Raw genomic sequence first — 15193 nt, 5'->3', positions numbered from 1 at the left:
ATAAGGAGTGTGAAACTATGAAAAAAATTACAAAAATAATCATTATTTTAACTTTCTTATTTGTTATATTATTCTCTTCTATTACATTTGCTGATCCTTTAGACGGAACAGATCCTTTAAACATTACACAAAGTTCAACATCTTTTACACTAAATAGTACTATCAATCAATAAGGGGATTTTCTCCCCTTTTTTATAAAGTTTTATAAAGGTTGGTGAATTAATGAAAAAGTTCATGCTCTGGGTTTTACTAATATTTTCAAGCGTAATGATATTTGGAAATAATATTTCTAATAACGGCATTGTATTTCATAGTGCTGTGTTTTTTGTTATTATAGCATTTATTATTATAACATCAATTATCATTCTTATTATAGACAGAAAGATATTGCAGAAAAAATATGATAATAAAACTAAAGAATTAAAAAAACTGAATATGGAACTAGAAGAAACTAACAAAGAGTTAGAGGCATCATATAAAAAAATAGAAAAATTAAATAATTCTGTAATAAAAACATTAGAATTATCTTCTTTTTTTGCAGCTCCAAAATTAATGGAAAAGGATTTTGAAAAAAAGGTTTTAGAGCTGGCTCTTGAAATAATTGAACCGGCAAAATATGGCTCAATTTTTTTATTTGATGATAATAATGCGAAAATGGTATTTGCAAAGGGTTATAATTATGAAAAAATTAATGCTCTTAAATTAAAAAAAGATGATTTAATAATTCCAGAAAATGCAACAATAATAAAAGACATTCATGAAAGCAATAAAAAACAGATGTCAAAACGAAAATACAAAGAGTTTAAAAAATTGGGAGGAGATTTAAAAGAAACGCTTATTACACCAATAATGTTTAATAATGAGATTTTTGGCCTTATTACACTTGACATTTTAAAAAATGATCATATAAATACATTTGAAAATTATCATACAAAAATAATGAATTATTTTGGTAAGACATTTGCCGGTTTTTTAAAGATGCTAAACTTTATAAAACAAGAAGGAAAATTCCATAAAGATATAGCTTTAACGCTTGTAAAAGCCCTGGAATATTATGATGATTACACCAGAGGTCATTCAGAAAGGGTAGCAACATGGGCTTCATTAATTGCTGAAAAAATGAATATTGACAAACAAAGAATAGAGAGAATATATTGGGCTGGTATTCTACACGATATTGGTAAAATTTTTGTTCCTCAGTCTATATTAAATAAAGCCAATAAATTAACATCAGAAGAATATGAAAAAATAAAACTTCACCCTATAAAAGGTGAAGAATTAATACGCAAAGTCGAAGATATGAAAGATATATCTAAAATAATAAGACATCATCATGAAAGATGGGATGGAAAAGGATATCCAGATAATCTTTCAGGAGAAAATATTCCGCTGGAATCAAGAATTTTAACAGTTGTTGATAGTTTTGATGCAATGATTAGTGAAAGACCATATAAAAAACCTTTAACAAAAGAACAGGCAATAGATGAATTAAAAAGATTAGCTGGTAGTCAATTTGATGAAAAGGTTGTTATTTCATTTATTGAAATTCTTAAAAACGAGAAAAAATAGTATTATATATTCTTTTTATATAAGCTCATAAATATTTTATCGTTCAGAATGGGTTTAAACAGAAATTTTAATAATATTAAAGAAATAAAATAAAATAATGCACTAATTAAAAATAGATATGTATATCCATTTGTAAAAGATGTTATATATCCAAATATTAAAGCTGCAAGAGAACGAGATATAAAATTTAAAAAATTTCTGAAACTGCTTATTGTTGTTATCTTATTTTGAGGTATATAACTCATAATAATTGTTGTAGATACGGGATTAGTCATATTCATAAACGAAAATCTCAAAGCATACAATACAGTAAATAAATATGGGTCTCGTATATAGGCAAAGGATATTATTAAAGGTATAACAAGTATATTTAAGAAAAGTGTAAATTGATATGCTCCAAACTTTTTTGAAAGTTTGGATGAAAATATAGAACCCAACGAAGCTCCAAGTTGCGCAAAAGCAAGGGCCACGCCTATAATAGTTGGTTGCATATTAAACAAATCTTTGAATATGACATTTCCAAAATTAACAAATAATCCTGCACCAAAACCTATTAAAAATGTTCTTATTAAATGTATTTTTACAATATGACTCTGCAATTCATCAAAATCTTTTAGACTGAAGATTTCTTTTATAGAAACTTCCGAATGGTGTTTTTTGTCTTCATGTACCAGTAGTAAGAAAAAATTGGAAAATAAATGTGTAATTCCTGTAATCAATAGCGCCGCACTAAAGCCAAAGACTTCTCCAATTGACCCACCTATTAAGTTACCTATTAAACCACTTCCCATGAATAATCCAAAATTGTATCCAAAATATTTCCCTCTATTTTCATGTGTTGTAATATCCACAATTAATGAATTAAGCAAAATCATCCTTGAAGTTAACACTCCACCATTAATTAAAGCTGTATATATTAACATTGTTTCTGAGGGTATTGAAATTCTTAAAAATGTAATGGCAGCAAATGTTACCGATGAAAATATTAACATTATTTTTTTTCCAAATTTATCCCCCATTATTCCAATTAATAATCCTAAAAAAGCGGAACCTATCATTTCAAGTGATGTTATATGACTTATAAACGTATTATTAAAACCTAAATCCCTTAAAAACAAGTTAAAGACTATTCTATATATAGATTGTGCAAGACTGCTTAAAAAGGTGTAATATAATAATTTTTTCATCTAATCACTCCAATTGTTAGTTTTACAAACTATATTATACATCAAAAAAAGGTTCGTTATGTTAATAAAAGTTAAAAATATTATATTTAAATGATATAATATATTGATTATTAGAAAATCTAAAGGAGGATAATATGAAAATTGGTAATTTCACTTTAAAGAAAAAAGATGATATTTATTATTTTACTATTCCCATATTTGAGAATTATGGGAATTTATTTCATATATTTACTACAAGAAAAACTGGATATAATGGTAAAGAACTGGACCTGGGAGTTAATACACAAACAGCTTTAAATGATGTTTATATGAATTATTTAAAATTATGCGAAACTTTTAATATAAAACAAGATAGTATAATACTTTCTGATCAGGTACATAAAGATAATATTTTAATTATAGATGAATCATTCAAATCAAATAATTTTCTTTTTAAAAGGAAGGTTAAAAATGCGGATGGTTTAATTACAAACAAGAAGAATCTATTTTTAGTGACATTATATGCAGATTGTACACCTATTTATTTCTTTGATCCAGTAAAGGAGGTTATTGCTCTGGCACATTCAGGCTGGAAAGGAACGGTTAAAAAAATTGGTGAAAAAACTGTATTAAAAATGATTAAAGAATTTGGTTGTAACCCAAAGGATATTTTAGTTGCACTGGGACCATCTATAGGACCGGAAAGTTTTGAGGTCAAAGAAGATGTGAAAAATATTTTTGAAAAAATTTTTAATGAAAAAAATTTTAGTTTTTCAAATGAGATTATAAAACCAGGTAAAAATGAAAAATATTTAATAGATATATGGAAGACAATAGAATATACGCTTATTAATACCGGTATAAGGAAAGAATATATCTTAAATTCAAATATTGATACATATAAAAATACAGATTTGTTGTTTTCATATAGAAAAGAAAAAAATACAGGAAGAATGGCTGCAATCATGGCAATTATTGACAATTAATCTATTATATGTTATAATAGTTAGCAAAGCGAATTTTAGGAGGAGATTATGTCACAGAAAGTTTTAAAAAATACTAAAGTAGATATTTTTAATAATTCCATTATCATGTCGCTATTTTTGCTAAGCTGGCCTATAATAATTTCGAATTTAATGCAAACTATGTATAATATAGTGGATGCATATTTTTTAGGGAAATTGGGTAAGATTGAATTTTCAGCCACTACAGTAACGTGGCCGGTTATTTTTGTTTTTATTTCATTTACAATAGGTTTTTCAAATGCTACAGTTTCTCTTGTATCTCAATATACTGGTGCGAATAATAAAAAAATGTCACAAAAAACTGCTGGACAGGCTTATATTATTGCTATAATTTTAGGAATAACCCTGGCGTTTATAGGTGTTTTAGTATCTAATCCGGTAATTAACCTTATCACGGGAGAAAACAGCAAGGAGGTAGCTCCTTATGCAATTAAATATTTTAATATTATAATGATTGGTATGCCATTTGCTTTTTTATTTAATATTTCTGGAGCTATTTTAAGAGGATGGGGAGATTCGAAATTTTCCATGCATATGATGTTTTATTCCACTGTCATAAATATACTTCTTGATCCTCTGTTAATTTTTGGCTTTGGACCTTTTCCAGCATTAGGGGTAGCTGGTGCTGCATGGGCAACTACAACTGCAAGAATATTTACAGGATTAATATCTTCATATCTTGTTTTTAAGGGCGAAAGAGGATTTAAGGTTAATTTATCAGATTTGAAATTCTATTCATATATAGTAAAAAAGATTCTTTCAATTGGGTTTCCGGGATCTATGAGTTATACTTTTACATCTTTTGGGTTTGTTGTGATAATGAAATTTGTATCAAGTTTTGGCCCTGCTGTTGTTAGTGCATACGGAATCGGAAATAGAATAATTAATCTTATTACAATGATATCTTTTGGTATTGGTGCTGCGGTAACAACAATGATTGGACAGTTTTTAGGTGCAAATGATATAAAAAACGCCATAAAAACTGTTAAAATTGCTTTTATAACTAATTTTACAATCATAGCCTTTTTAAGCACATTGACTTTTTTCTTCGGTGCGCATCTAACACGTTTTTTTATTAATGAACCAGAAGTAATAGAAATAGGAAAAATTTTCTTTAAGTATGTGTCTTTTTCATTGCCATTTTTCTCATCTATGAGTGTATTTGTAAATACTCTGGTAGGTGCTGGAAGAACTGGACAGTCTATGATTATAAATGTTACAAGATTATGGGGTATAAGAATACCTTTAATCGCTATTATGGCTAATACATGGGGATTTTTAGGTATTTTTTATGCAATGATTATAAGCAATATCCTTGCTATGATTATAGCCTGGCTTTTTGTTCATTTTGGAAATTGGAAAAAAGCTATTATATAATAAATTAGACAATCTAATATAATAAACTTCAATTATTTTCATCTCTAATAATTGCCAAAAAAACTTCTACAATTTCTGGAGAAAATTGTTTTCCAGAATTTTTTTCTATTTCTTCGATAGATTTTTCTTTATCCATTGCTTTTCTATATGCTCTGCTTGATGTCATAGCATCCCATGCATCAGCTACTCCTATTATTTGTGAAATCAAAGGAATTTCTTTTCCTTTTAACCCATCAGGATAGCCTTTACCATCCCATCTTTCGTGATGATGTCTGACTCCAATTGCAATTTCTTTTAATCCTTCTGAATTAATCAAAGCATTATATGCATAAACTGGATGCATTTTTATTTGATTGTATTCCTCTTCTGTTAACCCACCATTTTTATTCAGAATATTATTGGGTATAAGTATTTTTCCAATATCATGCAGTAATGCAGACCAAAATATTTTCCTTTGTAATTCCTCGCTCAAATTCAACTTTTGAGCTATTTTCCTGGAACATTCTGCTACCATTTTAGAATGGTTTTTTGTATATTCGTCATGTTGTTCAAGAAAAGATATTAATGATTTGATAATATCTTCTCTAAATTTTTCTTCTAACTTTGCTTCTTCTTTTATTTTTAAGAATGCATATGCCAGGGTTTTAAAAGATTCTAATGTTTCATTGGTTATTTCGAGATTGTTTAGTGATTCAGCAAATTTGAAAAACGCAGAATATTTTATTGTATTATCCATTGATAAAATAATATGTCTGTCTTTTAAATTTTCTCTTAAAGCTTTCTTTCCAAATCTTTTTAAAAATATCTTCTTTGAGTTTTCATATTTGATTAATTCAGCATATTCAATTCCTTCTAAAATAAAAGTAACCGCATCAAACAATTCAATTAAATAAAGATCTTCTGATAGATATTTTTCTTTTTCTATGTTTGATATTGTTTTAATAAGTATTTTCAATGAATTTTGTAATTTTTCATTATGAATATATAATGTTTCTAATTCTTCATTTTGCGAGGTTATTTCTTCATTAAATGATTCTAATTCTTCATTCTTTTTCCTTAATTCCATATTCAGTTTTCTTAACTGTTTTGTTCTTTTTTCAACTAATTTTACCAAAACATAATGGTTAATAATTAAGGTTATAATAAGAAAAAAAGAAATGAAAACAAATAACTTAACCCATTTAGGTATAATATTTTCTTTTTGAACATAAAGGTATTTATTTAATATTTCATAATATATTGAATTATAATCATGTTTTAATAAACGTATGTTTTCGTCTAATATTTTTATTATCTTATTTTTTTCTGGATAATTTTTATTAAAAGCAATGTATATTTTTAATGGAGAAAAAACTATATCTGTTGGTATTAAATTATATTCATCTGAATTAGCCAAACCAAATGTCCTGTTAACAACAGCTGCATCAATTTTATTTTTTGATAAAGCTTTAAATATATCTTCATATGAATTAAATTCATAAAAACGCACTTTAATATCGAAATTTTCCAATATTTTTTTTATCCCTTTATATTCATCTGTATAGTATATATCGTCTTTTAAAACACCTATTCTTTTATTTTCAAGGTCAAAGATATTAACTATATTTGATTTATGATTTATATATACAACAGCCCAGTCTGATAAAATAAACTCTTTATTAAATTCAAACTTTTCCGCCCGCTCTTTTGAATATCCTACACATGCAAGTGCATCTATTTCTCCACTTTCCAATTTTTTTATCAAATCTGGAAATGTATCAAAAATATAATCTGGTTTAATATTTTCTTTTTCGAAAATATAATTTAAAAGTTCAGGAAAAATTCCATTTTTTTCGTCTATTATTTTAGGTGGATTATAATATAAACCTATTTTTATTGGAAAAACAATTACTGCGAATAATATAACAATAATTGTTGTAATTCTTTTCAAAATTCCACCACCAATCATTTTGTCTAAGAAAATAGGCTGTCTAAAAAGTCTCAAATGAAACGAAGGCTCGAAGATTGCCCTTAACACACCTACGGTGGGTTATTGGATTAAAAAATTGGATTTTAATAAAAAAACTTTTGAGCTATCGCTCTCTTACAGTGGGTAATTGGAAAAAATAATTTTTATTATATAATTATAAATCCTTTTCCCTTAGATTTTTTATACTTAAAAAATCTAAGCGTAAATGAAAGCCGTCAAAAAAACAGGACGTTTTTTTGAGTGAAGCTTTTTCATGGATGAAAAATCTGAGCGACGGCTGAGAATGAATAATTTTAAGGATAAGCAATCAAGCTGCCTGAGTGAATTTGACTTTTTGGACACCGTATAAGAAAATTTAATTTATAAATGTTATACAATTCAATCCTTTAATTTAAATTGATTTACAATATTTTTTAATCTCTTAGCAAGATCTAACATACTGTTGACTTCAGCAGTAACGTTCTCTACATTTGCAGTTTGTTCTTCAGTTGATGCGTTTATTTCCTGAATAAATTCATTTATACTCATAGTATTCTGAGATAATTCGGTCATAGCAGTAGCTATTTCATCAACAGCAGCTGTTTGTTCTTCAACACTTGCAGCAATACTTTCCAATCTTGCTGTAATATCTTTTATTGCTTTTAATATTTTCTCGAGGTTTTCCCCAGCTTCAGATGAAAGCATAGAGCCCTCTTTTACTTTTTCGTTAATTATATTAGAAACATTTATAGCTTCATTTGAAACTGTTTGTATACCCTCAACTACTTCTCTGATTTCATCTGCAGCTTTTCTGCTTTCTTCAGCTAAAACCCTAATTTCATCAGCAACAACAGCAAAACCTTTTCCCGCCTCTCCTGCTCTTGCTGCTTCTATTGCAGCATTTAAAGCCAGTAAATTGGTTTGTTCTGCTATATTTGCAACTGTATCAACAAAATCACTTATTTTAATAGAACTTTCATTAAAGCTTTTTACAACTTTTTCTATATCAATGGTTATTTCTTTAATTTCTTTCATTTTATCAATAGATTTTTTTACTGTATGTCCAGCTTTCTCAGCATCCTCTGTTGAAAGATGTCCGAATTCAGCAGCTTCTGTTGCGTTATCTGCAATTAACTTTGTTGCAGATGAAATTTCTTGAACAGAGGCTGTTGTTTGCTGGACGGCTGCTGTTATATTTTCTACTTCGGAAGATATGGAATTAACAGAATCCGAAACTTTTTCAAGGGATACGGCAGATTCATTCATAGCCTGTGTGATTTCTTCCATAGATGTTGTTAATGTCAAACTTTCTTCCTTTATTTTCGCCATATCATTTATCAGTTGTAAATGCATGTTTTTAAATACTTGTATCAATCTCCCAAATTCATCTTTAGTTTTTATTTCTGGAATATTTACGGAATAATCTTTTTCAGATAAATGTTTAGCATAATTCATTAAGATATTTAATGTTTTTAAAATAACTTTTATAATTATTATAGATATAATAATGCTGAATATAAGAGAAGCTATTATTATTTTATAACACCAAAATTTCGCGATTTATTTATTAAATCAAGGTTTTCTTTCATTATTTTTTCTTCACTATCTTCAATAGCCTTTTGAAGTTCATTAAATGACTGTATAGCTTTTGAACCTATAGTTCTAAAATTATCTGCATCATTTTTTATAGCATCTATAGATTTATAATTTTTTAATAAATTTAAGTAATTTGAAATATCATCAATAGCTTTTAATTTCAAAGACCTTAAATCTTCATCTAAATTTAATTTTAAAATATTATCTATTACTTCCTGCATTTTATTTTCAGCTGATATTTTTAAACTTTCATCATTAAAGGCCAAATATTCTGCTACATTTTTTCTGGCTTCCATAAATTTTGTTGAATAAAACCCTATATTTTTCATATTAAATATATACTTTTCATCTAATAACTTTTCATTGTTGTAAATGTTTAAAAAAGCATTGTTAGATATAATAAATAAAACAAATTGTAATAGTAACAATAATAAAACCAAACTCCATATTTTCCATTTTATACTCATTTTAACACCTCCCACTTTTATATATCTTCTTTATTTTATCATATAGCACTTATTTTTTAAATATGCTAAAAAGAAAAGTTAAGAAACTTAAATATTTTTTGAATATATAAAAAAGGTGAGTTTTAAAACTCACCTTTTTCTTTTAACCTGCTTACTATTTCGCGTATCTCATTTATTCTATTATCTTTTACAACTAAAATCCCATTTTTTGTATCTATTACTATGATATTGTCAAGACCTATAATACCAACATTTTTTTCAGATTTTACAAATACATTTTTACTGTCTATGAGATATACATTATCTTTTTCATCAGAAAATCCTTCCATATCCCTTACTGATACCCAATTTCCTACGTCTGACCATTCGTATTCAGCTTTTACTGTATATACTATACTTGATTTTTCCATTAATGCATAATCTATACTAATTTTCCTTAAATCTGGGTATACTTGATTCAATTGGTCTATATTAAAAGGATTTAATTTTATTAATGAGTTATATATATCTTCATTGTATTTCTTCATTTCCTCTAAAAATATTGATTTTTTCCAAAAAAACATACCGCTATTCCAATAATAATTCCCATCTTTTAAATATTTTAATGCTGTTTCTAAATCTGGTTTTTCCTTAAAACTGGAAACTTTTAATATTTTTTTTTCTATTTCTTTTTCAACCTCTATATATCCATAACCAGTTTCTGGCCTTGTAGGGGATATCCCCATTGTAATTAATCCATTATATTTCTCAGCAGCATATACACCCTTTTCTACAGTTTCCCAAAACCTTTCTTTATCTGGTATATAATGGTCTGCTGGTAGTATAAATACAACTTCATTATCATCCGCAACCAATGTTCCAAGAAAACAAGCCGGAGCAGTATTTCTCGCAACGGGTTCCAGCAATATATTTTTTTCATCTAATTCAGGCAATTCTTTTAATGTTTCATTTTTATATTTTTCAGCAGTAACTATGTATATATCTTCTGAATGCAATCTGTAATTTAATCGTTCAAAGGTCTCTCGAATTAATGATTTGTTGGAAAAAATTTTTAAAAATTGTTTTGGTTTTTTTGATGTGCTCAATGGCCAGAACCTTTCTCCTGAACCACCGGCTAATATTATCGCTTTCACTTCGCACCTCCACTAATTATAATTCCTCTGTTTAGAATTTTTCCTCTTTCGTCCACCCATGTTGGTGATATAGTTCCATCCAGATAATTTTTTATGTAAGTATTTTTTAAATATATATTATTGCTTCCAGCAATATATATATCCATTTTATTATTTTTAAATGTAGAATTTTCTATTGTAAATTTTTCTATATTTATCTTTTTATTACTGTTTGGATTGAAAACTTTGACAGCCACTTCATTATTTAAAAAACTTGAAAGGTATATATTAAAAGGAGTTTCAAATATATCCAGAGAAATATTATTGTTTATAAATCTAGATTTTTCTATTTTCAATTTTTCATCTTTAAGTGATTTAATAGTTTTATTATTATTTCTAAATGTAGATGAAATTATATATATATTGCTGAGATTACTCTTGATTGAGTTGATGCTGTTTAAAAAATCCGAACTTTTAATTTTTAAATTGGAGCTATATAAATCAATATCAAGTTTTGAATCCGCAATAGAGAGATTGTATAGATATATATCTGAATCATAAAAACTAAAAGCAGTTGCATTGTCAAAAAACAAGGAATTTTTTATTTCAACAGAACTTTTAATAAGATTAACACCTATATTATTATCGTATAATAATATATTATACGCTGTACCAGTTGCATCTTTTCCATAAATGCCCGTTTTACAATTTTTTATAATAAGGTTATATAAATCAAACTTTTTATTTATAGTGATGCCAGTATAAGCATTGTATATTTCTGTATTTTTTAATATTCCAGAATTTAATTCAATACCTTTAAAACTCTCTTTAATAGGTTTTATTATTAATTTGGAACTTTTATCATTAAAAACTATTCCATTTACTACGATTTTTTTATCTGGAAACATTAATATTTCTACTCTTCCTTTTATTTTTATGTTTTTAAAATTTTGATCTTCAGAGACAATATATGGAGCATCTTCTTCCTTTAAAATATCTGGAAGTTTTTTATATATCTTTTTTTTGTATAAAAAATTATCTTTTAATTTTAATTTAATTTTTTTTGTTTTTAAATTTTTAAATTCTCTCCATAAAGTTAAAGTACCTTCGCTGGTTAATTTTTCAAGTGGAATTTCTAAATTGAAAAAGTTTCCAGAAAAATTGCCTGTTTTGGAATAATCTTCAAGTTCAATTGAATAATAATTATATTTATAATCATTTAAAAGCTCAATATAAAATGTTCCTATTTTTATATTCTCAAACTTCTTTATTTGTAATCCTGGTGGTTTTGTGATTTTTGTATATATTGTTTTTTTAAAAGTATTATCAATATACAAGATGAATTTATACTCTTTTCCTGGAGATAAATTTGAAAATGTAAAGTCATTTAATTTTTTTATGTCTATTCTAGTGATTAAATTATTTTCTTCATCAAGAATCTTTAATTCACAGTATTCAGAAATATTATTTTTTTTAAATTTAAAAGAAATCAAGTTGTTCTGAACATTTATTCTATATTCCGGAAACGGATTTAAATTAATAATAAAAGGTTTTGTCCTATTGCTTAATTCGTCATATGCCAGTAAAGTTGCATCTTTCCCAGTTGATTTAAATTCAAATTCGTCGCTTTCAAATGTATATGTATTTTCTTTTGTGATTAATTCAAATTTTGCCCTTTCATCAGAGATAATACTGATTTTATATTTACCATTGTATTTTAATGTTACTTTTTCTATTTTTGGTGGAGTTGTATCAAGTGTAATTGTTTTATACCACGTTATATTTTTATTTATCTTAATTATTAATGCGTTTTTACCTTCCACAAAGTTTTCTTTTGAATATTTTTTACCGTTTAGGGTTATTTCGTCGTAATTCAGATTCAATTCTTTTTTACTAATTTCATCCGGTATTTCTGGTAAAGCTGGTTTTATAATTTTATATTTTTTTCCTCTATACCCTGAAGGATAAATTGGAATAATTTCATATTTTACTACGTCATATGTGAATTTGTCTTTATAACTATTATTTTTTATAGTTTCAATAAATTCACCATTTTTATAAATGTCATATTTAATAGGATTTATCATCTTATTATTTAATTCAAATGATAGATTTATATAATTATCTATCTTTATATTATAATCTATAATTTCAGATAGAGGAGCCTTTATGTCAAATATTTTTTCATATATCTTTTTGTTTTGAATATAGCCTTTTACTTTTAAGGAAGTGTTTACATATGGAGATATAAAGATATTATATGTTGATAATGTTGTTTGGTATTCTCTATCATTGTATGAAATTTTCCAATAATCCAGAATATAGTTTTTTGAATTAAGATAAAGTAATATTTTATTATAGTCTTTTCTTTCATAAGAGACATTTATAATAGGTTCTTTTAAAACTATGTTATAATACTGCTTTGAAAAAGAAAAATAAGGTACTTTAATTTCTTTTTTTAATATATTTTTACTTAAGTTAATTTCAATTTTGTGCTTTCCTGGAAACATCCATATATCTTTCGATATATCATATGTTTTATTATCGATTTTTAATGTGTAAGTCATATTTTCAAATGGTGTATTTAAGTTTAAAACCACTTTTATTGGTTTAAATATTAAAACCAATAATATTAACGGTATAACAATAAAGAATATGTATTTTTTTTTCATATTTACCTCCAGAGAGAGCCACCTTTATTAAATTTCTTCTGCAATAATATATACTATTTCGAGGTATCTGTTTCCATATTTATCAACTTTTAAAGCAACCTGAAACCACAGAAGCATATCTCTTAAATATTCTTGTGTATCATTATATAGCAATTTCTTACCAATTTCTCTTATTTTTCCACTTTTTGTTGTTCCATCCTTATATTTTACATATAAATATGCATTAGGATTGTATTTTAGTGGAGCTACAAATTTTTGCGTGAATAGTCTATATGTTGCAGGTTCAAAGGATACAAGTTTCCCACCATAAAATGTCCAGAAATATATTGCCATATCTTTAGGTTTTTGGTAGAACGTTTCTTCAACTAAATCTATATTTATTTTCATTTCAGGAACAAAACGAGCTTTTTCAGCAGTTTTTAACTCATTTAATTTTTTTGAAATATCTTTCCAGTAATTTACAAATGAATAATTTTCTTCAGAATCTATTTTTTCAAAATTATTATAATAACTCAAAAATTCGTTTAAAGAACTTAAAGTTGCATATTCTCTTTTTGCATTTAGCCTATCTTTTACTTTGAAATAATTTACAGTTGAATTTTGATAGTCTGATTTTATGATTTTCTTTCTATAATTATATTTTACTTCTGTTTTAAAAAGTATTCCTATATTATCTGGTATATCTTCAGCTTTCACTTCTCTGTGCAATTTTATGTATTTTTCCGGAATACCGGGAATTCTCTTTGTAGCAATCTTTTTCATTTCAGATAGTGTTTCAACATCAACAGAATACCATTTTATTTTTATATTATTTCCATCTATTTTAAATTTTTTGGATAAAACTAAATTATTCGGTATTTTTATTTTCCTGTTATAATCGTGTGTTGTGTTTACTATCCAGATTCCATTTTCATCTCTTTTTATTGTACCTGAACTTAAAAATTCGAATTTAGCTGTATTTTCATCTTTTTCATCAAGATATTTATAATTCATAGCAAAGGATTTACCATTATAATAATCTTCTTTTTGCCTTTTTAATGTTTTTGTGTGTGATGTATTTTCTACAATATTTTCAATATAATAATTTGTTTTTACTGTAATTTTAGAATTATCGAGTGTTATCAATTCGCCATCTTTGGTCTTGAATTTTACAACGTCATTGGAAAATTTATATGGTTCTATATATTTTACTATAGAACTGGAAGTTGATTTGATTTCAAACAATATAGGTTCTCCTGTTAAAGTTGTTTTTGGTAAATAAGATATCATATTATTTAAAGTTCTTACAGGAATTAATTCATCTTTATCTATCTGCTTTGGAATATTTCCAAAAATTACACTAATTAAAGAATAAAACTGCGCTCTATTGATCAAACTGTCACCTTTAAATGTGTTATTTTCCTGAAAATAAGGCAGTTTTATAACAGGTATAATCTTACCATCATATTTTATAAAAAAGTATTTTTCAAATACTGAAATATAACCAATATCATCAGGAGAACTTATCCCTGCACCGAGTCTATAATTTAATTCTTCTGCATAGGTAACCATGTTTTTCGTATTTGTCATTGGAATATAATAGCCAAAATTCCAGTTGTTTTCCAAAGCATATAGTGTAAATATTTTTAAAATATATTTTATTGCATCAGATTTATCTATTTTTTTTAATGGAATAAAAGAATCAAAAAGAGGTACTCCAAGTTTGTTTTTAAAGTATTCATTAATATATTCCATATATCCAAAGTTTCTTGAAAAATCATAACCGTTTTGAATATAAATTTTTTCTAAATCGGATTTTATATCTTCAAATGTTGGTGAAGAAAGTGGATACTTTTTTAATATTTGATTTTCTAATCCCAGAATTCTAGCTGCAGAAACAGCAACTTCTACTGTATATACATTATCCTGTGGATAAAAATTATATGAAAATCTTGAGTCAAATACTGGAAAATTTGTTTCAGAGTCAAGATTTTCATATAAAGCAATATTTATTAGATTCTGCAAATTTGTCGGTAATCCTTTAACTGAATCATCAACATTAAAAAACAATATAGGTTGCTTTGGAGAATTTACTGAAAATACCAATAAAGAAAATAGCAAAAATAGTGAAATCCCAAACTTTTTCACAATAACACCCCCGAGTATAAAATTTTATTTTTGGACATCATATAATAAATAATATTCTCTATAATTTTATCATAGATATCTGTATTTTGATATATTCTTTATTTATATTCGACCTCTTTTAACTAAACTTTAAC

General features: G+C 26.0%; 11 protein-coding genes. 4 read left to right on the top strand and 7 right to left on the bottom strand.

The features are described 5' to 3' along the window. Window positions 1-17: 17 nt before the first annotated feature. Together X274_RS12030 and X274_RS11655 are read left to right on the top strand one after the other, a co-directional pair. Window positions 18-173 (top strand): hypothetical protein, encoded by a 156-nt coding sequence (locus X274_RS12030; protein ID WP_156166177.1) that lies wholly within the window; start codon window positions 18-20, stop codon window positions 171-173. Between the two features lie 49 nt (window positions 174-222). Further along, window positions 223-1569: an HD-GYP domain-containing protein gene (locus X274_RS11655; protein WP_052913259.1), complete on the top strand. Its 1347-nt coding sequence runs from the start codon at window positions 223-225 to the stop codon at window positions 1567-1569. Between the two features lie 2 nt (window positions 1570-1571). Here X274_RS11655 and X274_RS08175 read toward each other — a convergent pair whose 3' ends face one another. Then, complete coding sequence (locus X274_RS08175; protein WP_047266340.1) at window positions 1572-2756, bottom strand: MFS transporter; 1185 nt, start codon at window positions 2754-2756, stop codon at window positions 1572-1574. Window positions 2757-2890: 134 nt separating this feature from the next. On the opposite strand from X274_RS08175, the gene pgeF reads away from it, so the two are divergent. Together pgeF and X274_RS08165 are read left to right on the top strand one after the other, a co-directional pair. Continuing rightward, window positions 2891-3721, top strand: a complete 831-nt coding sequence (pgeF, locus tag X274_RS08170) for a peptidoglycan editing factor PgeF (protein ID WP_047266339.1) — start codon at window positions 2891-2893, stop codon at window positions 3719-3721. A gap of 48 nt (window positions 3722-3769) precedes the next feature. Further along, window positions 3770-5137, top strand: coding sequence for an MATE family efflux transporter (locus X274_RS08165; RefSeq protein WP_047266338.1), 1368 nt, complete (start codon window positions 3770-3772; stop codon window positions 5135-5137). 28 nt (window positions 5138-5165) lie between these two features. Here X274_RS08165 and X274_RS11835 read toward each other — a convergent pair whose 3' ends face one another. From X274_RS11835 to X274_RS08140, 6 genes are all read right to left on the bottom strand, one after another. Next, the gene (locus X274_RS11835) at window positions 5166-7067 is read right to left on the bottom strand and encodes an HD domain-containing phosphohydrolase (RefSeq protein ID WP_197073343.1); all 1902 of its coding nucleotides are present in this window, start codon (window positions 7065-7067) and stop codon (window positions 5166-5168) included. Window positions 7068-7484: 417 nt separating this feature from the next. Continuing rightward, window positions 7485-8564 (bottom strand): methyl-accepting chemotaxis protein, encoded by a 1080-nt coding sequence (locus X274_RS08155; protein WP_255350153.1) that lies wholly within the window; start codon window positions 8562-8564, stop codon window positions 7485-7487. A 53-nt stretch (window positions 8565-8617) separates the two neighbouring features. Further along, window positions 8618-9148, bottom strand: a complete 531-nt coding sequence (locus tag X274_RS11650; RefSeq protein WP_052913257.1) for a hypothetical protein — start codon at window positions 9146-9148, stop codon at window positions 8618-8620. A gap of 122 nt (window positions 9149-9270) precedes the next feature. Next, window positions 9271-10281, bottom strand: coding sequence for a mannose-1-phosphate guanylyltransferase (locus X274_RS08150; RefSeq protein ID WP_047266337.1), 1011 nt, complete (start codon window positions 10279-10281; stop codon window positions 9271-9273). Further along, the gene (locus X274_RS08145; protein WP_047266336.1) at window positions 10278-12932 is read right to left on the bottom strand and encodes a hypothetical protein; all 2655 of its coding nucleotides are present in this window, start codon (window positions 12930-12932) and stop codon (window positions 10278-10280) included. The genes X274_RS08150 and X274_RS08145 overlap by 4 nt, the downstream gene beginning before the upstream one ends. 27 nt (window positions 12933-12959) lie before the next feature. Next, entirely contained in the window at window positions 12960-15059 is a 2100-nt protein-coding gene (locus tag X274_RS08140; protein ID WP_047266335.1) for a hypothetical protein, read from the bottom strand. Between the last annotated feature and the right edge of the window lie 134 nt (window positions 15060-15193).

Origin of the sequence: Marinitoga sp. 1155 (genome assembly GCF_001021175.1) — a bacterium.
Taxonomy (GTDB): Bacteria; Thermotogota; Thermotogae; order Petrotogales; family Petrotogaceae; genus Marinitoga.
This window is presented reverse-complemented; position numbering and strand designations above follow the sequence as displayed.

Coding starts and splice junctions, on each gene's coding strand:
- X274_RS12030 (WP_156166177.1), top strand. CDS start 18: ATGAAAAAAATTACAAAAATAATCATTATTTTAACTTTCTTATTTGTT.
- X274_RS11655 (WP_052913259.1), top strand. CDS start 223: ATGAAAAAGTTCATGCTCTGGGTTTTACTAATATTTTCAAGCGTAATG.
- X274_RS08175 (WP_047266340.1), bottom strand. CDS start 2,756: ATGAAAAAATTATTATATTACACCTTTTTAAGCAGTCTTGCACAATCT.
- pgeF (WP_047266339.1), top strand. CDS start 2,891: ATGAAAATTGGTAATTTCACTTTAAAGAAAAAAGATGATATTTATTAT.
- X274_RS08165 (WP_047266338.1), top strand. CDS start 3,770: ATGTCACAGAAAGTTTTAAAAAATACTAAAGTAGATATTTTTAATAAT.
- X274_RS11650 (WP_052913257.1), bottom strand. CDS start 9,148: ATGAGTATAAAATGGAAAATATGGAGTTTGGTTTTATTATTGTTACTA.
- X274_RS08145 (WP_047266336.1), bottom strand. CDS start 12,932: ATGAAAAAAAAATACATATTCTTTATTGTTATACCGTTAATATTATTG.